Below are 22343 nucleotides of genomic sequence, written 5' to 3'. Positions count from 1 at the left end.
CGACGAACAAGTCCGGTCCGCGAAATGCGGACGGATCCGATTCAGGGAGGCCGACAATGACGGTACGTTCCATTCTCAACACCAAGGGCGACCAGATCATGAGCGTCGAGCCCGACGCCAAGCTGGCTGCCGCGGTCAAATTGCTCGGCGAGAAGAAGATCGGCGCGGTGCTGGTGATGAACCAGAGCCGGCTCGAAGGCATCCTGTCCGAGCGCGACATCGTGCGCGTGATCGGCGAGCGCGGCGCCGTCGCGCTGGAGGAGCCGGTCTCTCAGGTCATGACCCGCAAGGTGGTGACCTGCAAGGAGACCGACACGGTCGCCGAACTCATGGAGACGATGACCACCGGCAAGTTCCGCCATCTGCCGGTCGTCGACGGTGGCAAGGTGGTGGGCCTGATCTCGATCGGCGACATCGTCAAGCGCCGCGTCCAGGAATACGAGACCGAGCAGGAAGCCCTGCGCGACTACATCAAGACGGCCTGAGCGGCCTTACTCGTCTGCCTTGGGCTCGGCGGTCTTGGGCGCGTTGCCCGCGGGCGCCGGCGCGAGCACCTCGATCGCCTCCTGGATCGACTCCAGTGCGCGCTCGGCGGCGCGGGTGCCGTGCGCGATCAGATCCTCGCCGCGGTGGAAGTCGAACCAGCCGAAATGACCGACCCGCGGCGTGATCAGGAGATCGGGCGGATCGCCGGCGAGGCGCGCGCGGGTAATGCGGTCCTGCATGATGTTGAAGGCGTCGACCATCACCGAGGAGATGCCCGGCCGTCCGGCGCCGCCGAAGAACTCGCGCTTCATGGTTTTCTCGGGCGAGAACAATCGCGGAAAGCGCCGCTTCGCCGTGGTCGCCTCGGCCGCGGGCGGGACCGTCTCGGGCACCGCGCCGTGCGAATAGATCGTCGTGGAATGGGTGAAGATGTCGCTGGAAAGATTTGCGGCGATGACGATTTCGGCGCCGAGCGCGCGGGCGGCCGAGACCGGCACCGGATTCACCAGCGCACCGTCGACCAGCCAGCGGTCACCGATCAGGACGGGCGAGAAGATGCCGGGCAGGGCGTAGGAGGCGCGCATGGCGTCGACCACGCGGCCGCGCGTCAGCCAGATCTCGTGGCCGGTACGGACCTCGGTTGCGACGGCGGCGAACTTGATCGGAAGATCCTCGATCAGGGTCTGGCCGACCGCGTCCTCGAGCCGGGTTGCCAGCTTCTCACCGCCGATCAGGCCGGAGCCGCTCAGTCGGATGTCGAGATAGCCGAGGATGTTGCGCATCCCCTGCAGGCTGCGTCCCCACTCCTGCAGCGTATCCAGCCGGCCGGCCGCATAGAGGCCGCCGACCACGGCGCCGATCGAGGTGCCGACCACAACGTCAGGCACAATGCCATTGGCGGCCAGGGTTCTCAGGATGCCGATATGGGCAAAGCCGCGCGCCGCGCCACCGCCGAGCGCCAGGCCGATGACCGGCCGTCGCACGCTGCCAAGACCGACCTTCTCTCCATTGGAGCCGTTCGCGCCCCGACCCTTCAAGATATCAAGCACCGAAACCCTCCTACCCCGGGCCAGCCCTCACAGCAGAGTAGGCGCCGTACTTCCGCTCCGCCAGAACGAGGGCAAAGCATGGTTTATACCGTTCGGGAAGCAGGGGGCAGGAGTGTGGCGAGGACCGGCTGCCTCCCGTTTAATCACGCAGGCGTCAACCGGGTTCCAAAGAATTGTATCCGGCCGTATTCCCCGGGGATTCGGAGGCTTGAATTTGCCGCGTTTTCGGTGAAAAGCAGGTGGCATGACTCTCGGGGGTGACGGCATCATCGGATGGCGGCGCAGCACATCGCTGCTGCCGGCGCTGATCGTTGCTGCCTGCCTCTATATCCTTGGCCAAAATGCTGCCCAGGCGCAGCTTTTCTCCGATCGTCCGCCCCCGGTGCCGCCCGCCTCGGTGCCCGACCCCGGCGGCGCCGTCAGCCTTGCGCCCCCCTCAGGCCCGGGCGCTGCGCCGCCGAGCCTGCCGCCGACCCTGCTTCAGCCGAATACGCCCAGCATGCCGCCGCCTGCGGTCAGCACCGTGCCGGCGGCCCCGCCGCTCAACGCGGCCGTGCCCGGCCAGGGCGTTCTGTCGCTGACCGCGAAATACGGCAAGGACACACCCGCGATCACCAGCGGCCTGGTCTGGCGCGTGTTTGCCGACCGTCCTGACGAGAACGGCACCTTCAAGCTGATCCGCGAGGATCGGAACGCCACGCCGAACATCGTGCTGCCGCCGGGCAATTACGTCGTGCACGTCGCCTTCGGCCTCGTCAGTGCGGTGCGCACCGTCAGCCTGAAGGCCGAGACCGACCGCGAATCCTTCGTGCTGCCGGCCGGCGGCCTGCGCATCGAGGGGCGCGTCGGCACCAGCCGCATTCCGCAGAACCAGATTTCGTTCGCGATCTACAAGGGCAGCCAGTTCGAGTCCGGCGAGCGCGCCTCGCTCGTGCCGAACGTCGCCGCCGGCGACGTCGTGCTGATCCCGGAGGGCACCTACTACATCGTCTCCAATTATGGCGACGCCAATTCGGTGGTGCGCTCGGATATCCGCGTCCAGGCCGGCAAGCTCACCGACGTCACGATCACCCACCGCGCCGCCGTGATCACGCTGAAGCTCGTCAGCGACAGGGGCGGCGAGGCGCTCGCCAACACCGCCTGGTCGGTGCTGACCCCCGGCGGCGACGTAATCAAGGAATCGATCGGCGCCTTCCCGCGCGTCGTGCTCTCCGAAGGCGAATACCGCGCCATCGCCAAGAACGAGGGCAAGGTCTACGAGCGCGGCTTCAACGTCGTCAACGGCGTCGACGGCGAAGTGGAAGTCGTCGCGCGCTAGTCTCGTGTCCCGGGCGCGGTGCGGCATGCAATGCCGCTCCGCAGAGCCGGGACCCAGGAAGCCACAAGCACATATCTCGATAGATGGGCCCGGCTCAGCAGCGCACCGCTGAAGAAGCGCTGCGCTGCGTCCGGGGCACGAGAGCGCAGTTTCGACGCGCAGCTGTTTCCACATCGTCATTGCGAGCGCAGCGAAGCAATCCAGAGTACCTCCGCGGAAAGATTCTGGATTGCTTCGCTGCGCTCGCAATGACGAGGAGGAGGGCCGCGCCCCCTCACTTCCGATAGTGCAGCGCCTCCACCAGCACGGCGAACGCCGGCGTCGGCTGCCGACGGCTCGGATAATAGAGGTGATAGCCCGCAAACGGTGCGCACCAGTCGGCGAGCACGCGGATCAGCCGGCCGTCGGCGATCTCGCGCTTCACGAGATCGTCGGGGATATAGGCAAGGCCAAGTCCCGCCAGCACGGCATTCATCCTGAGCAGGCCGGTGTTGAACACGAGCTGGCCGTCGACCCGCACCTTCATCGCGCGTCCGCGCTTCTCGAACTCCCAGGCATAGATCCCGCCATAGGTCGGCAGGCGGAGGTTGATGCAATTGTGCTCGGTGAGATCCTGCGGCAGCTTCGGCTTGCCCCGCGCGGCGAAATAGGCGGGCGCGCCGACCACGGCCATGCGCATCTCCGGTCCGATCCGCACCGCGATCATGTCCTTGGCGACCTGCTCGCCGAGGCGCACGCCGGCGTCGTAGCGCTCGGCGACGATATCGGTCAGGCCATAGTCGATGACGAGCTCGACCTTGATATCGGGGTGGCGCGGCAGCAGCTTTGCGAGCGCCGGCCACAGCACCGTCTGTGCGGCGTGCTCGCCGGTGGTGATGCGGACGGTGCCCGCCGGCGTCTCGCGGAGCGCGGTCAACGCCGACAGCTCTGCGTCGATCTCCACAAAGCGCGGCCCGACATTGCGGAGCAGACGTTCGCCGGCTTCCGTTGGCGCGACGCTGCGGGTGGTGCGGGTGAGCAGCCGCAGGCCGAGCCGTTCCTCCAGGCCGCGCACAGTGTGGCTGAGCGCCGACTGCGACACACCGAGCTGGGCTGCCGCGCGGGTAAAGCTGCGCTCGCGCGCGACCGCAAGGAAGGCCAGGAGGTCATTGACGTTGGTGCGGATCATTCATGAATCCATCTCATCAGTACATACCGCTTTTATCATCTAATCGCGGGCCGGCGCGTGGCCTAAATTCGCCGCCGAACATGAACTTCACGGAGAGCTGACGATGCAGATGCGAAAACTGGGCAAGAGCGGCCTCGAGGTCTCGGCCCTCGGCCTCGGCTGCATGGGCCTGAGCTACGGCTATGGCCCGGCGACCGAGACGTCGCAGGCGATCGCGCTGATCAGGACCGCCGTCGCGCGCGGTGTGACCTTCTTCGACACCGCCGAGGCCTATGGGCCCTTTGCCAACGAGGAGCTGCTCGGCGAGGCGCTTCAGCCATTCCGCGACAAGGTCGTGATCGCCACCAAGTTCGGCTTCAAGGGCGGCAAGGTCGAGGCCGGGCTCGACAGCCGGCCGGCCAACGTCAAGGCGGTGGCGGAGGCTGCCCTGAAGCGGCTCAAGACCGATCGCATCGATCTGTTCTACCAGCACCGCGTCGATCCCGACGTGCCGGTCGAGGAGACCGCGGGCGCGGTCAAGGATCTGATCCAGGCCGGCAAGGTGCTGCATTTTGGCCTGTCGGAGGCGGGTGCGCAGACCATTCGCCGCGCCCATGCGGTGCAGCCCGTGACCGCGTTGCAAAGCGAGTATTCGCTGTGGTGGCGCGAGCCGGAGCAGGAGATCCTGCCGAAGCTGGAAGAGCTCGGCATCGGCTTCGTTCCGTTCAGCCCGCTCGGCAAGGGTTTTCTCACCGGCGCGATCACCGAGAGCACGACGTTCGATGCGAGCGACTTCCGCAACATCGTGCCGCGCTTCTCATCCAGCGCACGCAAATCCAATCAGACCCTCGTCGATCTGCTTGGCGAGATCGCCGCAATGAAGAAAGCGACGCCGGCGCAGATCGCGTTGGCCTGGCTGCTCGCGCAGAAGCCGTGGATCGTGCCGATCCCGGGCACCACCAAGCTGCACCGGCTCGAGGAAAATCTCGGCGCGGCTGCGGTGACGCTGTCGGACGCGGATCTCACTGCAATTGCAGGGGCGCTGTCCAAGGTCGCCGTGCAGGGCGACCGCTATCCTGCGCATCTCCAGGCGCGAGTCGGCCGCTGAGCTGCGGCGTGAATGCCCGGTGAGCGTTCGCTTACCGGGCATACGCGTCTTGTGTTCCGACTTGAATACCTTTGCCAGCGCTACCAAGCAGCGTTGCAAGCAGCGTTGCAAGCAGCGTTGAAGGAAGCGATTAACACCGCCAGCACAGGCTTATTCCGCAAGCGTCGCGACTTCGTCATAGCCGGTGGAAGATACGGATTTCCGATAATCAATTTTATTCTCTTTCCGTCCTGCTGCGCTATATGTCGGGCATCCGTCTAACGGGGGAGGCCGGAGCAGGCGCATGACTTGCGAGACCGGCAGAAGCAGGGGACCAAGCCCGTCGGCATGTTTGAAGTGATCATCACCAGGCGTAAGCGGTTTGGCTGGCGATGGCAGGTGTGCCAGTCCGGCAAGATATTTGCCGATGGCTTCGAGCGCACCCGGCCGTCCGCCAAGTATCATGGCGAGCGCGCACTGTTCTTCCTGTTGTCGCAGGCTTACCTGCGCAACCGCTCCGCGGCGGCCAGCGAGGACTAGCAGCGGGTGCAGCAGACAGCTCCATCCGGGCTACGAGCCCCACCTCAGATGTCGACGACCAGCTTGCCCTTGGCGGCGTGATCCCGGATCAGAGCGTAGGCATCGCCAACACTCTCCAGCGTGAAGCGCCTTGCATCGACCAGCGGCGCGAGCTTGCCGGCTTCAACCAGGCGCGTCGCCTCCGCCATGATCTCACCGTGATGCGCGCGGCCTTCGCCTGATAGCAGCGGCAGCAGCGTGAACACACCGGAATAGCTGGCGGCGCGGAACGACAGCGGCGCAAGCGCGTGCGTGCCCCAGCCCAGCGCGCTCACCACATGGCCAAAACGGCGCACGGCTTCGAAGGAGGCATCGAGCACCTTGCCGCCGACGGTGTCGTAGACGATGTCGAAGCCGCGGCCGCCGGTATGCTCTGCAACGTAAGCTTCGATCGCAGTGTCGCGTTCGATGAACACAGCGCCAAAGCCTTCGATGGTGGCGCGCTGCGCTGCCGAGCCGGTCGCGAACACGTCTGCTCCGATGGCGCGCGCGATCTGGATCGCGACATGGCCGACGCCGCCGGCACCGCCATGAATCAATACCTTCTGGCCGGCGTTCAGCGCCGCGCGATCGATCAGGCCTTCCCAGGCCGTGATGAAGATCAGCGGCAGGGCGGCCGCTTCGCGCATGCTGAGATTGGCGGGCTTGGGCGCCAGCAGGTCGGCATCGACCGCGGCGAACTCGGCGAGCGATCCCGGCACGCCGCCGACGCCGCCAGTCATGCCATAGACCTCGTCGCCCGGCTTGAACCGCGTCACGTCGCGCCCGGTCTGCTCGACCACGCCGGCGAGATCGATTCCGAGAATGGCGGGCAGCGGATGACGCGCATGCTCCGCCGCACCGGCATGGATCTTTGTGTCGAGCGGATTGACCCCGCTCGCATGCACCCGCACCAGCACCTCGCGCGGGCCGACCTCGGGCGTGGAGACGGTTGAGACGCGCAGTGGCGCGTTGTGGGTCTCCAGGATCGCAGCCCGCATCGTCGATTGTCTCGTCATGATCGTCTTGCTCCGTTGTCGGCTTCCAATATGCTCATGAAATTTTGCATGAGAAGGAACAAGAATGTACGATGATCGTGCATTTCTGTATGAGGTCATTTCGATGGACTGGAGCGATCTGCGCATCTTCCTGGCGATTGCGCGCGAAGGCACGCTCGGGGCTGCCGCGCGCAAGATCGGCCAGACCCAGCCGACGATGGGGCGGCGGCTTCGCGCGCTCGAAACCGCGCTGGGACAAACGCTGTTCCAGCGCACCGCCGATGGTTTTGTGCTGACCGACGAGGGCGCCGCCGTGCTGCGCCACGCCGAGCGGATCGAGGAGGAGGCGCTCGCGCTTCAGCGCCACGCCTCGGGTGTGGAGACGCAGCTCGACGGCATGCTGCGGCTGTCGTCGTCGGACTGGTTCGGTACGGTGATGCTGTCGCCGGTGATCGCCGCCTTCGGCAAGCGCCATCCCAAGGTGACCGTCGAGCTCCTGACCGATGCGCGCCTCTATAGCCTGCCGCGGCGCGAGGCCGATCTCGTCTTCCGCATCATGCCGTTCAGCGAGCCCGAGGTGATCTCGAGAAAACTGCTCCACATTCCCTACGCGCTGTATGGCAGGAAGGGCAGCAAGCCGCCGCGCGCCGGCGACGGCAGCGGCGCGCGCGTCGTCACCATGAATGCCGAATTCGCCGACATGCCGGATGCGATCTGGTTGAAGCGCACGCTGCCGAATGCGGAGATCGCCTCGCGCAGCAACAACCGCCAGGCGCAGGCGGAGCTGTGTGCCGGCGGCGGCGGGTTCGCCGTGCTGCCACGCCCCCTCGGCGACCGCGATCGCCGTCTCGTCGCGCTCGACATCGGCGCAACGCCGCCCGGCCGCGACACGTTTGTCGGCTATCACCGCGATCTCAGGCGTCTGGCGCGCCTGCGCGCGCTGCTCGATCTCGTGATCGAACGGTTGGCATGACGGCCTGCAGGGTGGATTAGCCTTTCGGCCGTGCGAAGCTCAGTCGACAGGCGTAACTCACCCTACGGACTAGATTCGCTCGAAACAATCGTAGTTGCGAATCCTGAAGATCAGCCCGTCACGGAATTCGAAGAACTGCGCAAAACGGGCGCGCATAGTGTCGCCGGGAGCAAGCTTGCCGACGCCGACCGCCAGTGTTGCAGTCCAGATCGTCTCCATCACCACGCAATTGCCTGACGCAAGGGCGTTGACGATTTCGAACGATTGCGAGGCAAGGATGTAACGGGATCTGTCGTAAGACGCTCGCAAGTTGATGAAATCGCGCACTGCGCCCTGCGGCAGGAGAAGGTTTGGAAATTCCTCCTGCACGATATCATCGGCATAAAAGGCCTCGACGGTCTGGCGGGGCTTCGCCGCGGCGACTGCCGCGACGAAGGCTTTTGCACGATCGATCAAATCCTGTCCGGTCACGATGGTGCCTTTCCAATCTGTTCAGAAAAGGCCCGGCAACAGCATCGCGACGCGTTCCCGATACTTTCGGTACTCGTCGCCGAAGAGCGCCACCAGATCGCGCTCCTCGAGCCAGATGCCGACGAAGATATAGGCCGTTGTCACTGATGCGAACATCAGGTGTCCGAGCGTCATCACCGGTGTTGACCAGAAGGCGATGATGAACCCCAGATAGATCGGGTGGCGGATGAGGCGATACAGGCCCGGCGTCTTGAACTTGACGGGCGCGGTGAGCCGGCCGGCGAAATGGCTGATAACCTGTGTCAAGCCGAACAGTTCGAAATGGCTGATGAGGAATGTGCTGTAGAGCACAATCAGCCAGCCCAGGAACTCGCCCGCAATCACGGGCCCGGCCAAGGCGGGAGACTCGATGTTCCAGATGACCGTCGGAATCGGTTGCCATTGCCAGAACAGCAGCAAGAGCGTCAGGCTTGCCAGCAGCACGTAGCTGGAGCGCTCGATGACCGGCGAAGCGAAGCGCGCGAACAGCCGCTTGAACCCCTGCCGCGCCATGCCGCTATGCTGAACCGCGAAGGTCGATAGCAGCAGCAGATTGATGGCGAGCGCGTTGGTTAGCGAGGTCGGCGCGCCGGTGTCGATGGTCTTGGGCACGATATATTGCGTGACGAAGCCGATGGCATAGAGGAACGTGCCCAGAAAGATCAAATAGGCACTGGTCCCGTAGACGAGGGCCGCGGACTTCATCGCCAGCGCGAAGGGGCGAGTGGGTGCTGTACCTGGCCCGTTTTGAATCGTGATAGACATCATCTTCTCCTGGTCTTTGGCGAGGATCGAATTGAACTGATGTGGTCGTCTCACGCCTGCCGGAAGCGGCTCCATCGAGACCGTGCAGCGCGTTCGATGCGGTCATCGAACGGGCCGCGATAGAGACCCACATCCTTCAACGCCCGGTCGTCCAGCGGGCGCAGGGCGACGAGCGCCGCCCGGCGCTCGTGATGGGCAATGGCGGCGGCGATCCAACCGTTCAGCAGGCGCCGGAACCTCGCGAGAAGCAGCGGAATGCCTCGGCGCCCGAAGGGCGCCGCGAGGCTTGATGTGGATAGGGAAATCAGGGTCACGTGTTTGTGCCTTTTAAATGTGCGCCGGGTAGCGCGTTGTCTCCTTTCTAGAGGACGGCGGTGAGCGGCTCGTCAGGGCAGGCGTGAAAAAACCGTCAAAAACGCGGTCGAGGCTGCTAGAATTGCGCCATTTGATGCCGAGAGGGTGGGAATGCTGCGGTTGACCTTGCTGGGTTCGTTTTCCATGGACCGGGGCGGGCCGGTCACCTTGCGCAACAAGAAGGCGCAGGCCCTCGTGGCATTTCTGGCCATGAACCCTGGGGTCGTCCATGTTCGTGAGCGGCTTGCGGCGTTGCTCTGGCCCGACAGTCACGAGGACGCGGCGCGACAAAGCTTGCGCCAATGCATCAGCATGCTGCGACATGATTGCGCCGAGCTGCCGCTGTCCGCCGATCACGACCTGCTTGGCTTCGATATCGGCGCCGTCACGACCGACGTCGTCGAATTCAAGGATGCGGTATCCGATCCGTCCATCGCCAATTTGAAACGTGCAGCGGAGTTGTATCGCGGCCCCTTTCTCGAGGGACTGAACGCGCGGTCCGATCTTTTCGACGAGTGGTTATTGGGCGAGCGGACCCGGTTGCGCGCCGTCGCCACCTCTGCCTTCCATACGCTGCTGCAGGAATTACAGCTTATCGGCGCACGGGAGGAGGCGATCGCGTTGGCGCTCCGTTTGTTGGCGATCGATCCGTTGCAGGAAGAGGTGGATTGCGCCTTGATGCGGCTCTACTCCGAGCAGGGGCAGACCGCGTTGGCGTTGCGGCAATACAAGCGCTGCGAGGCGATCCTGCGCAAAGAGCTCAACGTCGAGCCGGATCAGGAGACGAGGGCGCTCTACCAGCAACTCCTGCGACATCGGTCGCAGCATCGGGTGCCACCCGAGGATGTGGCCGCCGCTGAGCCGGCGGCTTCGCCGAGGCAGCTCAAGCAGAACGTTCGAACCTGCACCGCGCGCGACGGGGTGCGCATCGCCTATGCGTCGGTCGGCGCCGGGCCGCCGCTGGTGAAAGCCGCCAATTGGCTCAATCATCTGGAATTCGACTTTGCGAGCCCGGTCTGGCAGCACTGGATCGAGGCGTTGAGCCGCGACAACACGTTCCTGCGCTACGACGAACGCGGTACGGGCTTGTCGGACTGGGATGTCTTCGACATCTCCTTCGACGCTTTCGTGCGTGATCTCGAGACGGTCGTCGATGCGGCGGGGCTCGAACGTTTTCCCCTGCTTGGCATTTCTCAGGGCTGCGCGATCTCGATAGCCTACGCCGTGAAGCACCCGGAGCGTGTCAGTCATCTCGTTCTTTATGGCGGATACGCAAAGGGTTGGCGCCATCAGGACCCGTCAAACGTGGCCCGCCGGGAGGCATTGACAACTCTGGTCCTCGAGGGGTGGGGGCAAGAAAGTCCGGTGTTTCGCCAGATATTCACGTCCCTCTTCATTCCTGAAGCAAATGCCGAGCAGGCGCAGTGGTTCAACGATCTGCAGCGGATTACGACGTCGCCGCAGAACGCCTTCAGGCTTACGAATATCTTCGGCGAAATCGATGTGCGGCATCTGCTGCAGGATGTACGAACGCCGACCCTGGTGTTGCACGCTCGTGCCGACGCGAGCGTAAAGTTCACGGAGGGGCAGGAACTCGCTGCTCGGATTAAAGGCGCAACATTCGTTCCGCTCGAGAGTCCCAATCATATCTTGCTGGGGACCGAGCCGGCCTGGTCGGTATTTCTGGACAGTGTAAGAAGGTTTCTCGCGCCCGATCGCTGTCGGTGATCGTGCTTGCCGAGTTTTGCCCGACGGGCAAAACACCGAACTCAGGGCAGAACGCTGTCAATCGCCTTCAACGAAAATAATTCGCTTTATAAGAATTCGGAAACGGCGTATGTGTTGCCTCACTTCGGCCCAAGGAAGAGGGGCGTATCGCGATCGTCACGAACGCGGGCCGGGCGGCGGTGGACGTGGGCCACACTGGTGCGAAGGTGATCGCAGGGCGGGCAGCCGTGAGCGAAGCACATCGCACGCACGACCGATGTGATCCACGTACGGCCAAATCGTGTCGTCCTGGCGCCCGGGGTCTGTGCGCCAAGTCTTGTGGTGGTGCGTGTTGCCCAGCCGGGCGCGCGCATCAGCCATCTGCAAGGCGACGGGGGCAATAGTGCATCGCTCCCCGGGGAGAGCACGACATAAGCCGTTCCAACCACTGCGCAGGGAAGGCCGGGATGTCCTGGCTACACCTGTATGCCGCTGTGCAGATTTCTCACCACAATTTCGCACAGTGGACCTCGGGTGCCAGCGGGCTCCCGGTCTTCCCTGCGCCCTCTTTCATTTGAGGGTGAGGCGATCAGGCAAAGCTCGGGCGAAATGCGCCGCGAGGATGCGAGCCCATGTCAGTCACTCAACGACGCTCTCGTGCCCCGGCTCTGCGGAGCGTCACTGCGTGCCGCACCGCGTCAGGGACATGAGAGGAGCAACGCTGCCATCCATGCACTCCGTCATTGCGAGCGCAGCGAAGCAATCCAGAATCTTTCCGCGGCGGCAGTCTGGATTGCTTCGCTGCGCTCGCAATGACGAGGATGAAGCAGCTGTGCGCCATAACTTCACTCTCACGCGCACGCATCGCATTTTAGGCAACCGTCATAGTCTCTAACGCGCACTAACCAACACCTGACTTAAAACTGTCATAATCGCCGAATGGAACCCGCGGCTGCGTCCTTTTTACACGGCATTAAGCGCGACTGCATTGGATGCCCCAGGGAAAGTGCGTTGGGGACTGCAATGACTGCCGCGAAGAAGATGCCGGGAAAACCGGCCGCCGAAATGTTTGACGACATCCCGGTGCTTCAACGCAAATGGCGTGCCGCGTTGAAGCCGGGCGAACGGCTGCCGCGCTATGAGGACGTGATGCTTGGGAGCCTCGGACGGCTCGCCGACCACATCGCGCTGCTGAAGAACGATGGCGCGCTCGAATTGTCGCGCAGCGGGCGTTACGTGCAGAAATGGCTCGGCGAGGAGCGCTGGGATATCCCGGTCGCCGAGCTCTCGCCCGATTGCGCCACGGCGCTGTCGGAGGCTGTGGCGAGCGCGCTCGAGAACGGACGTCCGCACCAGGCCAGCGCGCATTGCGTGCGCGACGGCATGGTCCGGATCTACGATGTGCTGGCGTTGCCGACCGCCTCGCGCTGGGGCGCCACGCTGGTTGGCGCCTACATCAACGAGCGCGGCGCGCAGTACAATCTCTTGGACGCGATCTTCTCGTCGACCGATGACGCGGTGGTTTCGCTGGCGACGCTGCGCGATGCCGCAGGCAAGCCGTTCGATCTCCAGATCGTGCATCACAACAAGAGCGCCGGTGCGCTGTTGAAGGTCGCGAGCGCGGGCCTGTTGTGGCGGCGGATCGGCGAGGGGCACACGCTATTGGCCGCGCCCGAAATCATGGACTTCCTGCTCAAGGTCGTCTCCGGCGGCCGCGGCGAGCAGCTCGAGATCGAAGACGACGGACGTTACCTTCGGCTCAGTGCCACCGCCTTCGCCGATCTGGTCTCGTTGACGATCTCCGACGTCACCGCGTTGAAGCGGCGCGACGCCTCGTTTCGCCTTCTGTTCGACAACAACCCGATGCCGATGTGGGTGTTCGAGGCACAGACCAAGGAATTCCTCAGCGTCAACGATGCCGCGGTCCAGCATTACGGCTACAGCCGCGCCACCTTCCTGCGGATGAAGTTGCACGAGATCTGGCCCGAGGACGAGTGGGACAGCCACGCCGAGGCGCTCGAACGCATCGGCGACACCTATCATTCCTCGCGCAACTGGCGCCATTTGTGTGCCGACGGCAGCGAGATCGAGGTGCTCACTTTCGGCCGCCGCGTCGCCTTCGACGATCGCGACGGCTATCTGGTCGCGGTGGTCGACATCACGGAGCGGCGCAAGGCCGAGGCGCGGATCGCCCACATGGCGCACCATGACGGGCTCACCGATCTGCCGAACCGCGAACATTTCCAGCAGTGCTTGAAGCAGGCGCTCGATCAGGCCGGCGGAAAACGGGTCGGCGTGCTCTATATCGATCTCGACCTGTTCAAGAACATCAATGATTCCTTCGGGCATCCGGTGGGGGATCGCCTGCTGAAGCAAGTTGCCGAACGCCTCACCACCGCGGTCCGCGGCGGCAATCTCGCGGCCCGGCTTGGCGGCGACGAGTTCGCCGTGATCCTGGCAGCCGACGTCTCGCCGAACGAAGCCAGCGCCTGCGCGACCTTGCTGATCGACATGCTGAAGGCGCCCTACGACCTCGACGGCCAGGAGATGGTGATCGGCGCCAGCATCGGCATCGCGCTGTCGCCCGGCGACGGCACGACGTCGGAGGAGCTGATGCGCAACGCCGACATGGCGCTGTACCGGGCGAAGTCCGATGGCGGCGGCGTGCACCATTTCTTCGAGCGCGAGATGGACCTCCAGGCGCAGAAGCGCCGAGACATGGAGCTCGATCTGCGCCGCGCCTTCGCCAATGGCGAATTCGAGCTGCACTACCAGCCGCTGGTGTCGATCGCGTCCGACCGCATCTCCGGCTTCGAATCGCTGTTGCGCTGGCGTCATCCCGACAAGGGCATGATTTCGCCGGCGGAATTCATTCCGGTCGCCGAAGACATCGGCCTCATCACCCAGCTCGGCGAGTGGGTGCTGCGTGAGGCCTGCGCGGAGGCGGTGAAATGGCCTGTCGACGTCAAGGTCGCGGTCAATCTGTCGCCGGCGCAATTCCGCAGCCGCAACCTGGTCCAGGTCGTGATTTCCGCGCTTGCGCAGTCCGGCCTGTCGCCGAAGCGGCTCGAGCTCGAGATCACCGAGTCGATCTTCCTGGCGGAGACCGATGCCAATCTCGCCATCCTGCATCAATTGCGCGAGCTAGGCGTCAGCATCTCCATGGATGATTTCGGCACCGGCTATTCGAGCCTCAGCTATCTCCGTAGCTTCCCGTTCGACAAGATCAAGATCGACCGTTCGTTTGTGAAGGATCTGGCGCAGCGGCCCGATTGCGTCGCGATCGTGCGCGCGATCTCCGGCCTCGGCCGCAGCCTCAACATCACCACAACGGCTGAAGGCGTCGAGACCGAGGATCAGCTCGACTGGCTGCGCGCCGAAGGCTGCAACGAGGTGCAGGGGTTTCTGTTCAGCGCGGCGCGGCCCGCCGCCGAGATCGCAAAGCTGCTGGCCGATTTCGGCCAGCGCGCCTCACGGGCGGCGTAGCCCTTCGGGATAGCAGCCGTAGACCAGTTCCTTGAAGGCGGGCGTGATGCGGCTGCGCTCGTTCTGGGTCTGCTGCATCAGGAGGTAGACCATGTCGAGCTTGGGATCGACGCCGAAATAGGTGCCGCTGCCTGAGTCCCATTTCAATTCGCCGATCGATCCGGCCGGCGGCGGCTTCGCGTTACCGGGATCGGTGCGCACACCGATGCCGTAGCCATAGCCGTCGCCCGGGAAATAGAAATAGTCGCGTCCCACGCCGGAGCCGGGCCCGACGTGATCGGTCGTCATGGCCTTGAACACGGCGGGGCTGAGGTAACGCTTGCCCTCGAACTCGCCGCCATTGAGCAGCATCTGCGAGAAGCGCTGATAGTCGGTGATGGTCGAGAGCAGCCCGCCGCCGCCGGATTCCCATTCGGGATGGTCAAGGCGGTCGCGCTCGCCGGCGAGCAGGACCGGGTCGCTCGGCAGCGGCCGCGCCATCCGGGCGCGCTCCTCCGGCGTTTTCAGCACGAATTTGGTGCTGTTCATTCCGAGCGGATCGAGAATGCGCTGCTTGAGGAATTCATACAGCGTCTGGCCCGAGATGATCTCGATGACGGCGCCGAGCACGTCGGTGGAATGGCCGTAGCGCCACAGCGTTCCGGGCTGGCGCGTGAGCGGCAGCTTGGCGATGCGGTCGGCGAATTGCCTGTTGTTGAAGGGCCCCTCGAAAATATTGGCGGCCTGGTAAACCTGCATCACCCATGGGGCGCCGATATAGTCGTAGCTGATGCCCGAGGTTTGCCGCAGCAGATCCTCGATGTTGACAGGGCGGATCGGAGGCTCGAGTTCGACCTTCGAGGTGCCCTCCGGCTCCAGGCCCACCTTGGTGTCGGCGAAGAGCGGGACGTATTTCGACACGGGGTCGGTGAGCGCGAGCCTGCCCTCGTCGATCAGCATCATCGCGCCCAGGCACGTGATCGGCTTGGTCATGGAGTGGATGGCGAAGATCGTGTCCGGCGTCATCGCAAGGCCGGTCCTGGTGTCGCGCACGCCGAAGTTCTTCAGATACGCCGGCTTGCCGTGCTGCTGGACCAGGACCACCGCGCCCGGCAGGCGGCCAAGCGTCACCTCGTTGTCAAAATACGCGGTGATGCGCTCAAGTCCGTCGGCCGACGGGGCAGGGATGTCGGCGGAGCGGCTGCGCCCCATCGTGCCGGCCAGCAGCGCGGCCCCGACCAGAAATTCACGACGCTTCATCCGGGCTTCCTCCCTCGCCGGGATCAAAGCCGCAAGACGCTGGAGGCGTCAACAATACATCGATTAAAAACGCGTCACGATTTCCGAAAGGAACGGTCGCGGACGGTCTTCGCTTGGCTTGGTCGGCGTGCCGATATGGACGAGGCCGGCGAGCTTTTCGTCCGGCTTGAGGCCGAGGCCGTCCAGCACGTCGCGGTCGAAGGCGAACCAGCCGGTCAGCCAGCACGCGCCGTAGCCGAGCGCGGTCGCGGCCGTGACAATGTTCATGACGCTGGCGCCGGCCGACAATTCCTGCTCGAACGCCGGCACCTTCGGATGCGGCTTGGTGAAGCTGACGATACCGATCACCAGCGGCGCGTCGGTGAGGCGTTTGCGCTCGGTCTCGATGTTCGCCGCCGGTGCGTCCGGATTCTTGCGGGCAAAGACCGTCGCGATGACCTCGCCGGCCCGCTCGCGGGCGTCACCCTCGAAAATGATGAAGCGCCAGGGCGCGAGCTTGCCGTGGTCGGGCACGCGCGCGCCGATGGTGAGGATGGTTTCGAGCTCGGCGGGGGAGGGGCCGGGCCCGGTCATCTCGCGCGGCTTGACCGAGCGACGGGTCTTCAGGAGTTCGATGGCGTCGGGCACTACGATGTCCTCTTCGGCTGGTCGTCCGGCGTGCCATGCCGAGATAAGCATGCACGCCCGCAACCGAAAGCGAGTTTAGATCGATTTCAGGGATCAGGCCGCGTCGCGCGCCCGCCGGACGTCCGGTGGGGTGGCCTCGTCGACGAGGGCGGCGAGCGCCTCCACCGTTGTCATCACCTTCTGGCCGTCGCTGCCGAGCCGGCGGACCGAGACCGACTGCGTCTCGGCCTCCTTCTTGCCGCACACGAGCAGTGCCGGAATCTTGGCCAGCGAGTGCTCGCGGACCTTGTAGTTGATCTTTTCGTTGCGCAGGTCGATCTCGGCCCGAAGCCCCGCGCGCCGGACCTGTTCCAGCACCTGCTTGGCATACTCGTCGGCCTCCGAGGTGATGGTGGTGACCACCACCTGCACCGGGGACAGCCAGAGCGGGAAATTGCCGGCATAGTGCTCGATCAGGATGCCGATGAAGCGCTCCATCGAGCCGCAGATCGCGCGATGCACCATCACCGGCGCCTTCTTGCCGCTGTCATGGTCGATGTAGAACGCACCGAACCGCTCCGGCAGGTTGAAGTCGACCTGCGTGGTGCCGCACTGCCAGTCGCGGCCGATGGCGTCGCGCAGCACATATTCGAACTTCGGCCCGTAGAAGGCGCCTTCGCCCGGATTGATCTCGGTCTTGATGTGATTGTTCTGCGACTGGATCTCGCGCAGCACCGTCGCCATCACACGCTCCGCGTGATCCCACATCGCATCGGTGCCGACGCGCTTCTCGGGCCGGGTCGAGAGCTTCACCGTGAGATCGCCGGTGAAGCCGAAGTCGGCGTAGGTCGACAGGATGAGATCGTTGATCTTCAGGCACTCGTCAGCGAGCTGGTCTTCCATGCAGAAGACGTGCGCGTCGTCCTGGGTGAAGCCGCGCACGCGCATCAGGCCATGCATGGCGCCGGAGGGCTCATAGCGATGCACCACGCCGAACTCGGCGAGGCGCAGCGGCAGGTCGCGGTAGCTCTTCAGGCCGTGCTTGAAGATCTGCACGTGGCCGGGGCAGTTCATCGGCTTCAGCGCGAACCAGCGCTTGTCCTCGGCCTCGTCGCCGGCGGACTGCGCCGCGAACATGTTCTCGCGATACCAGCCCCAATGGCCCGAGGTCTCCCACAAGGACTTGTCGAGGATCTGCGGCGCATTGACCTCGCTGTAGTCGCCGGCGAGGCGCCGGCGCATATAGGCGATCAGCTGCTGGAAGATGGTCCAGCCCTTGGCGTGCCAGAACACGACGCCCGGACCTTCTTCCTGGAAGTGGAAGAGGTCGAGCTCGCGCCCGAGCTTGCGATGGTCGCGCTTTTCGGCTTCCTCGATCTGCTTCAGATAAGCGTCGAGGTCCTCCTGCTTCGCGAACGCCGTGCCGTAGATGCGCGTCAGCATCGGGTTGTTGCTGTCGCCGCGCCAATAGGCGCCGGCCACCTTCATCAGCTTGAAGGCGTTGCCGACCTTGCCGGTCGAGGTCATGTGCGGGCCGCGGCAGAGATCGAACCAGTCGCCCTGGTAGTAGATCTTGATCGGTTCGTTGCCGGGAATGGCGTCGACCAGCTCGACCTTGAACGCCTCGCCCTTGTCGCGGAACACCTGCTTGGTCTTCTCGCGGTCCCAGACTTCCTTGGTGAAGGGTTTGTCGCGCGCGATGATCTCGCGCATCTTCTTCTCGATCGCGGCAAAGTCTTCCGGCGTGAACGGCTCGTTGCGGAAGAAGTCGTAGTAGAAGCCGTTTTCGATCACGGGACCGATGGTGACTTGCGTGCCGGGCCACAGCGTCTGCACGGCTTCGGCGAGCACGTGGGCGCAGTCGTGGCGGATCAGCTCGAGCGCGCGCGGATCGTCGCGGTTGATCAGCTCGATCTTGGCATCGGCTTCGATGGGATCGTCGAGATCGGCGACCACGCCGTCGAGCGCCATCGCGACCGTGCGCTTGGCCAGCGACGGCGAAATGCCCTTGGCGATCTCGAGGCCGGTGATGCTCTTGGCGTATTCGCGCCGGGCGCCGTCGGGGAAGGTGAGGGTGATCTTTTCGGGCGGGGTCACGGGTCTCAGATTGCTGAGGCTGTATTGAAAGCCGGATTCGGATTTGGGCTGGTCGGTCATGCTTTTCTCCTGAGGCTCACTCCTGCGAACGAGCGCAGGTAAGCGGGAACGAGCGATATATCAGGCGATTCGGCCTGTGCAATCCGGCATTTCCAAGAAAGTGGCGCGCAAAAGCTTGGGCGATGCTCCAACTATTTCGCACCGCGCCCTTTAACTGGTCGCAGGCCTGCTCTACATGCACTTGCATGGAAAATCCGCCCGTGGCCGGCCGTTTCACGCCAACCGCCCTGATGCTCGGCAATCTCGTCACCGGCTGCTCGGTGCTGGCGCCGGCGGGCATGCTGCCGGAATTGTCAACCGGGCTCGGCATCACCATCCATGCTGCGGGGCTCCTGATCACCTTCGGCGCGATTACGCTGTGCATCGGCTCGCCGCTGACGGCGTGGCTGACCAGCCGCATCGAGCGGCGGACGCTGCTTGCGACCACGCTTGCGGTGCTCGCCCTTGGCAATCTCGCCTCGGCATTTGCCCCTGACTACACGAGCCTGCTCATCATTCGCCTGCTGATGCTGGCGGTCGGCGCGCTCTACACGCCGCAGGCTGCGGGCACGGCGGCGCTGATCGTGCCGGTGAAGCGGCGCGGCAGCACCATCGCCTACATCTTTCTCGGCTGGTCGTTAGCTGCGGCCGTCGGTCTTCCGCTGATCACTTTCATCGCCAGCCGCTATGGCTGGCGCGCGGCCTATGGCGGGATCGGCGCGCTCGGTTGCATCAGCTTCCTGTTGTTGTTGCTGCGCCTGCCGGCGGGCCTGAAGGGCACGCCTGTTGACCTGAAGACCTGGAGCGCGGTCGGCCGCAGCAGGACGATCCTGCTGCTGCTTGCGATCACGATGCTGCAAATGTCCGGTCAGTTTGTGGTGTTCACCTTCATGGGTCCGCTGCTCAAGAAGCTGACCGAGGCGAGCCCGGATGCAATCGGCATGGTGTTCGGCATCTACGGCGTTTGCGGTTTCCTCGGCGTCGTCATCGCGACCCGCATCGTCGACACCTGGGGGCCCTATCGGACGTCGTTGCTGTTCACCTGCCTGCTGCTTGCAGGCATCACCGGCTGGGCGCTCGGCGCGGGGAGCCTGGTGTTGATGGCGCTCGCGGTCGCGATCTGGGGCCTCGGCTTTGCCTCGACCAATTCGATGCAGCAAGTGCGGCTGGTCGCGGCTGCGCCGCCGCTCGCATCGGCGACCGTCGCGCTCAACACCTCCGTCCTCTATGTCGGCCAGGCTGTCGGCTCCGCCATCGGCGGGCTGCTGTTCGCCCGCGAACTGCTGCATCCGCTTGGTTTCGTCGCGGTCGGCTTCGTCGTCCTGGCGCTGATCCTCGTGGTTCTGACCCGACCCCGGCCGGCTGCTGCCACCACGGCCTGAAGGGTGCGTTTTCCTATGCGCAAGGTGCTTGGCAAACCACGCGCGGGAGCGCTAGAAGGCGAGGCATGGGGACCAAAGAGAGTTGACTGACATGAGGATGATTCTGGCGGTTGCCGCGGTGCTCTATTCAGCCTCCGCGTTTGCACAAACCGACAAGCCACCCATGGTGGGGGACAAGCCGCTGGTGCAGGTCACGCCCAAGGGGACCAAAGAGGCCGCGGCCAAGCCGGCCGCGGCGCCGAAGGGCAAACCGCAGTCGATCGCGGCACGGCTCCAGGCCTGCCTCGACCTCGATGACGGCACCAAGGACCGCCTCAACTGCTACGACGCCGTGATCGCGCCGCAGCCGAAGCCGAAACCGGCGAAGGCCAAGGGTTACGCCGATTGCCGCTTCTTCAAGGAAGAGGACGAGCGGCTGGCCTGCTTCAACGGCTTCGCCGAGAGCATTCCGAAGCTGCCCAAGACCTGAACATCAAGACCTGACCATCAATACCTGAAGATCAAGAGCCGAGGTCTGGAAGCCGGACGGCTAGTCGCTGATCCGGCTGAGCACGGCCCTGAAGGCAACGCCCGGCACCTGCAGCGCGGTGCCTTCGAATTCCGCCGTGTCGCCGTCCGGCCGGCCAGCGTCAGCGTGATCCTGTCGTGCCCGAACAGCGGCTTGAAGGACGGATCGTCGTTGTAGCGCTGGGTCGAAATCTTGACCTTGATGCTGTCGCCTTCGCCGATGTAGGTCCCGATGAAAGCGAAGGCGGAATTGCCGCCGCGCATCTTGCCATCCGTCACATAGACGACGCCGCAGCCGGTTCCATGAACCGTGTGGAAGTCGACCTTGTAGAGTCCCTGACGCACCGTCTGTCCCCGCAGAATTCAAGCTAAAACTTGGCCGGCAAATTATGATCGTTGCCAGCGGAAGCAATCCGGTGGCTCCCGGGGATGTCGGCCATCAACATCACATTTTGATCAAAGCCTGCGGCAATTGCGGGCAGCGTGGCCAAATGCCGGCGCGCGCAATATCGGCTAGCGGCTCGATGCGGCTGGATTGGTGGACGCAACGCGCGTCAGCGCCAACGACGGCGTCGCCGACATCTTCACCAGCACGTCCTTGAGCGGGTCCCGGGTCCAGGCGCGCGTCACATAATCACGATGCGTGATGCCGTCGCCGGTTTCGACGAACACCACGCTGCCGGGACGGAGTGGCCCGTCCATGTCCTCGGAGACGCTGATGCCCTTTTGCCGCAACATGCTCATCAGCTCGCGGTCGCGCCGCGCGGTGTAGCGGGTGTAGGAGCTGACGAAGAAGCCGGAGCGGTGGCTCTCGATCCAGGAGGCGAACTTGTCCATTTCGCCGTAGACGGCATCGAGCAGGACGACGCCGCGGACGCGGTCGCTGATGCCGCCGACCTCGAGGCTCCAGGCCGTCGGCAGGAAGCCGCCGCTATAGCCGACGATCACGATCGGCATGTTGGCGAAGGCGCGGGCGTTGTTGGGATCGCCGGTGAGCCGGGCTAGATGGGCCGCCGACTCTTCCATGAAGCGCTTGAGGCCGCCCGCCTGCCAGAACTTGCCGGCGCTGGAATCGGCGGCATCGACCGCCATCTGCGGCGCCAGCAGGATGGCGTTGGCGCCGGAATCGGTGACCTGCTGCGGTACCAGTTGGCGGTCGCGCACGTCGCGCTCCAGCGTTGCGCCGTTGCCGTGGAAGAACACCACGATCACGCCCGGCTTGCGCACGTCGAAATGCTCGGGCACGTGCATCAGCACGCGGCTGTCGCTGTAAGTCTCGTCCTGCCAGTAGACGCGCCCGGAATAGCTGCGGTGGCCGCGGCGATCGCCCTTGGAGATGTTGAGGAATGGCGCGTCGGAGGCGGGGTTGTTGCCAAAATAGGGGAAGGCCGACGATTTCATGCTGACGAGTGTCGTCAGGTCTTCACGTGCCGGACGCTGGTAGGGGATTTGCGGTGCGAGTGAGGCGACCTTGTACGGCGCCTGCTCCGGCTGAGGCTGCTGCTGGACGGCGCGTTTGGGCGAGAAGTCCGACATCTGCCGTTGCAGAAGACTCTCGCTCGCCGACGGGAAGCGCTCCTTGAATTGCGGGGCGGGGAAGCGATCCTCGAACGTGTCGCTGCTTGCGACCTGAGGATTGGTCTTCGCGACGATTTGGACGTTGGCCTGCGAGTTCGCCGCGAGCGCCGCCGGGTTGGGGGCCCTGCCGCATTGAACCAGCGTGAGCGACAGCGGCACCAAGGCTGAGACCAGCGCGATCCGGAGCGCAGCACTGCGCGCGCCGGACAGCGTCCGATCAGCACGAATGTCAGCTCTCAATTTCGGAGCGGCCCCGACCATCCACCCATGACCCCAAGTCATGTCCACAAGCCCAGCGGCGATATTGAAGCTAATTGAGCCGACTGGCGTTTAGGCGACGTTAAGTGTCCGGAGAAACTTCCCCAAATCCGGAATGCTCAAAAGGACCATGCAATCGTGTCCTGATTGTGGGGGGCGAAACGGGATTCTCCGGTGTTTCCGGGGCTTTATTGCCCAG

20 protein-coding genes are annotated in these 22343 nt (G+C 64.4%); 9 read left to right on the top strand and 11 right to left on the bottom strand.

Translation table 11 applies throughout. The features are described from left to right. Positions 1 to 56 precede the first annotated feature (56 nt). Positions 57 to 485 (top strand): CBS domain-containing protein, encoded by a 429-nt coding sequence (locus tag J4G43_RS33210; protein ID WP_208087512.1) that lies wholly within the window; start codon positions 57 to 59, stop codon positions 483 to 485. A 6-nt stretch (positions 486 to 491) separates the two neighbouring features. On the opposite strand, the gene J4G43_RS33205 is transcribed toward J4G43_RS33210, so the two are convergent. Continuing rightward, positions 492 to 1535: a patatin-like phospholipase family protein gene (locus J4G43_RS33205; protein WP_208087511.1), complete on the bottom strand. Its 1044-nt coding sequence runs from the start codon at positions 1533 to 1535 to the stop codon at positions 492 to 494. 244 nt (positions 1536 to 1779) lie between these two features. Here J4G43_RS33205 and J4G43_RS33200 point away from each other — a divergent pair, with 244 nt between their 5' ends. Continuing rightward, positions 1780 to 2853: an RgsD C-terminal domain-containing protein gene (locus J4G43_RS33200; protein WP_208087510.1), complete on the top strand. Its 1074-nt coding sequence runs from the start codon at positions 1780 to 1782 to the stop codon at positions 2851 to 2853. A 274-nt stretch (positions 2854 to 3127) separates the two neighbouring features. Here J4G43_RS33200 and J4G43_RS33195 read toward each other — a convergent pair whose 3' ends face one another. Then, positions 3128 to 4021: a LysR family transcriptional regulator gene (locus tag J4G43_RS33195; RefSeq protein WP_208087509.1), complete on the bottom strand. Its 894-nt coding sequence runs from the start codon at positions 4019 to 4021 to the stop codon at positions 3128 to 3130. Between the two features lie 103 nt (positions 4022 to 4124). Here J4G43_RS33195 and J4G43_RS33190 point away from each other — a divergent pair, with 103 nt between their 5' ends. After that, a complete protein-coding gene (locus J4G43_RS33190; protein ID WP_208087508.1) occupies positions 4125 to 5108 on the top strand; it encodes an aldo/keto reductase in 984 nt (327 codons plus the stop codon). A 288-nt stretch (positions 5109 to 5396) separates the two neighbouring features. After that, positions 5397 to 5627, top strand: coding sequence for a hypothetical protein (locus tag J4G43_RS33185; protein ID WP_014494328.1), 231 nt, complete (start codon positions 5397 to 5399; stop codon positions 5625 to 5627). Between the two features lie 44 nt (positions 5628 to 5671). Here the strand turns inward: J4G43_RS33185 and J4G43_RS33180 are convergent, their stop codons facing one another. Next, positions 5672 to 6664, bottom strand: coding sequence for a zinc-dependent alcohol dehydrogenase family protein (locus J4G43_RS33180; protein WP_321576279.1), 993 nt, complete (start codon positions 6662 to 6664; stop codon positions 5672 to 5674). 103 nt (positions 6665 to 6767) lie between these two features. Here J4G43_RS33180 and J4G43_RS33175 point away from each other — a divergent pair, with 103 nt between their 5' ends. After that, on the top strand, positions 6768 to 7616 hold the full coding sequence (locus tag J4G43_RS33175; RefSeq protein ID WP_208089480.1) for a LysR family transcriptional regulator: 849 nt from the start codon (positions 6768 to 6770) through the stop codon (positions 7614 to 7616). Between the two features lie 69 nt (positions 7617 to 7685). Here the strand turns inward: J4G43_RS33175 and J4G43_RS33170 are convergent, their stop codons facing one another. The 3 genes from J4G43_RS33170 to J4G43_RS33160 form a co-directional block, all read right to left on the bottom strand. Beyond that, the gene (locus J4G43_RS33170; protein WP_038944930.1) at positions 7686 to 8087 is read right to left on the bottom strand and encodes a nuclear transport factor 2 family protein; all 402 of its coding nucleotides are present in this window, start codon (positions 8085 to 8087) and stop codon (positions 7686 to 7688) included. A gap of 21 nt (positions 8088 to 8108) precedes the next feature. Beyond that, positions 8109 to 8831: a methanethiol S-methyltransferase gene (gene mddA, locus J4G43_RS33165; RefSeq protein ID WP_225005771.1), complete on the bottom strand. Its 723-nt coding sequence runs from the start codon at positions 8829 to 8831 to the stop codon at positions 8109 to 8111. 110 nt (positions 8832 to 8941) lie between these two features. Beyond that, positions 8942 to 9205 carry a DUF1127 domain-containing protein gene (locus tag J4G43_RS33160; protein WP_085405337.1) on the bottom strand — a complete coding sequence of 88 codons (264 nt, stop codon included), beginning with the start codon at positions 9203 to 9205 and terminating at the stop codon, positions 8942 to 8944. Positions 9206 to 9356: 151 nt separating this feature from the next. On the opposite strand from J4G43_RS33160, the gene J4G43_RS33155 reads away from it, so the two are divergent. Both J4G43_RS33155 and J4G43_RS33150 read left to right on the top strand, forming a co-directional pair. Continuing rightward, positions 9357 to 10973, top strand: a complete 1617-nt coding sequence (locus J4G43_RS33155; RefSeq protein ID WP_208087507.1) for a bifunctional AfsR/SARP family transcriptional regulator/alpha/beta hydrolase — start codon at positions 9357 to 9359, stop codon at positions 10971 to 10973. A gap of 1002 nt (positions 10974 to 11975) precedes the next feature. Then, complete coding sequence (locus tag J4G43_RS33150) at positions 11976 to 14438, top strand: putative bifunctional diguanylate cyclase/phosphodiesterase (RefSeq protein WP_208087506.1); 2463 nt, start codon at positions 11976 to 11978, stop codon at positions 14436 to 14438. Here J4G43_RS33150 and J4G43_RS33145 read toward each other — a convergent pair. From J4G43_RS33145 to thrS, 3 genes are all read right to left on the bottom strand, one after another. Beyond that, entirely contained in the window at positions 14424 to 15677 is a 1254-nt protein-coding gene (locus J4G43_RS33145) for a serine hydrolase domain-containing protein (RefSeq protein ID WP_208087505.1), read from the bottom strand. The two genes, J4G43_RS33150 and J4G43_RS33145, sit on opposite strands and share 15 nt — an antisense overlap. Before the next feature lie 63 nt (positions 15678 to 15740). Next, positions 15741 to 16304 carry a nitroreductase family protein gene (locus J4G43_RS33140; protein WP_028154760.1) on the bottom strand — a complete coding sequence of 188 codons (564 nt, stop codon included), beginning with the start codon at positions 16302 to 16304 and terminating at the stop codon, positions 15741 to 15743. Between the two features lie 93 nt (positions 16305 to 16397). Then, complete coding sequence (gene thrS, locus J4G43_RS33135) at positions 16398 to 18440, bottom strand: threonine--tRNA ligase (RefSeq protein WP_071912667.1); 2043 nt, start codon at positions 18438 to 18440, stop codon at positions 16398 to 16400. Between the two features lie 185 nt (positions 18441 to 18625). On the opposite strand from thrS, the gene J4G43_RS33130 reads away from it, so the two are divergent. After that, entirely contained in the window at positions 18626 to 19801 is a 1176-nt protein-coding gene (locus J4G43_RS33130) for an MFS transporter (protein WP_208087504.1), read from the top strand. Between the two features lie 91 nt (positions 19802 to 19892). Continuing rightward, positions 19893 to 20270 (top strand): hypothetical protein, encoded by a 378-nt coding sequence (locus J4G43_RS33125; protein WP_028150242.1) that lies wholly within the window; start codon positions 19893 to 19895, stop codon positions 20268 to 20270. A gap of 17 nt (positions 20271 to 20287) precedes the next feature. On the opposite strand, the gene J4G43_RS33120 is transcribed toward J4G43_RS33125, so the two are convergent. Next, the gene (locus tag J4G43_RS33120; protein ID WP_225005272.1) at positions 20288 to 20653 is read right to left on the bottom strand and encodes a GrlR family regulatory protein; all 366 of its coding nucleotides are present in this window, start codon (positions 20651 to 20653) and stop codon (positions 20288 to 20290) included. Positions 20654 to 20821: 168 nt separating this feature from the next. After that, on the bottom strand, positions 20822 to 22147 hold the full coding sequence (locus tag J4G43_RS33115; protein WP_208089478.1) for an alpha/beta hydrolase: 1326 nt from the start codon (positions 22145 to 22147) through the stop codon (positions 20822 to 20824). Between the last annotated feature and the right edge of the window lie 196 nt (positions 22148 to 22343).

Origin of the sequence: Bradyrhizobium barranii subsp. barranii, from assembly GCF_017565645.3 — a bacterium.
GTDB lineage: Bacteria > Pseudomonadota > Alphaproteobacteria > Rhizobiales > Xanthobacteraceae > Bradyrhizobium > Bradyrhizobium barranii.
The sequence above is the reverse complement of the archived record's forward strand: the minus strand, read 5'-3'. Positions and strand labels throughout refer to the sequence as shown.

What these genes read in the sequence shown, in the direction of transcription:
- J4G43_RS33125 (WP_028150242.1), top strand. Translation starts at nt 19,893, where the DNA reads ATGAGGATGATTCTGGCGGTTGCCGCGGTGCTCTATTCAGCCTCCGCG.
- J4G43_RS33115 (WP_208089478.1), bottom strand. Translation starts at nt 22,147, where the DNA reads ATGGTCGGGGCCGCTCCGAAATTGAGAGCTGACATTCGTGCTGATCGG.
- J4G43_RS33190 (WP_208087508.1), top strand. Translation starts at nt 4,125, where the DNA reads ATGCAGATGCGAAAACTGGGCAAGAGCGGCCTCGAGGTCTCGGCCCTC.
- J4G43_RS33130 (WP_208087504.1), top strand. Translation starts at nt 18,626, where the DNA reads ATGGAAAATCCGCCCGTGGCCGGCCGTTTCACGCCAACCGCCCTGATG.
- thrS (WP_071912667.1), bottom strand. Translation starts at nt 18,440, where the DNA reads ATGACCGACCAGCCCAAATCCGAATCCGGCTTTCAATACAGCCTCAGC.
- J4G43_RS33180 (WP_321576279.1), bottom strand. Translation starts at nt 6,664, where the DNA reads ATGACGAGACAATCGACGATGCGGGCTGCGATCCTGGAGACCCACAAC.
- J4G43_RS33150 (WP_208087506.1), top strand. Translation starts at nt 11,976, where the DNA reads ATGACTGCCGCGAAGAAGATGCCGGGAAAACCGGCCGCCGAAATGTTT.
- J4G43_RS33175 (WP_208089480.1), top strand. Translation starts at nt 6,768, where the DNA reads ATGGACTGGAGCGATCTGCGCATCTTCCTGGCGATTGCGCGCGAAGGC.
- J4G43_RS33200 (WP_208087510.1), top strand. Translation starts at nt 1,780, where the DNA reads ATGACTCTCGGGGGTGACGGCATCATCGGATGGCGGCGCAGCACATCG.
- J4G43_RS33145 (WP_208087505.1), bottom strand. Translation starts at nt 15,677, where the DNA reads ATGAAGCGTCGTGAATTTCTGGTCGGGGCCGCGCTGCTGGCCGGCACG.
- J4G43_RS33195 (WP_208087509.1), bottom strand. Translation starts at nt 4,021, where the DNA reads ATGATCCGCACCAACGTCAATGACCTCCTGGCCTTCCTTGCGGTCGCG.
- mddA (WP_225005771.1), bottom strand. Translation starts at nt 8,831, where the DNA reads ATGAAGTCCGCGGCCCTCGTCTACGGGACCAGTGCCTATTTGATCTTT.
- J4G43_RS33210 (WP_208087512.1), top strand. Translation starts at nt 57, where the DNA reads ATGACGGTACGTTCCATTCTCAACACCAAGGGCGACCAGATCATGAGC.
- J4G43_RS33155 (WP_208087507.1), top strand. Translation starts at nt 9,357, where the DNA reads ATGCTGCGGTTGACCTTGCTGGGTTCGTTTTCCATGGACCGGGGCGGG.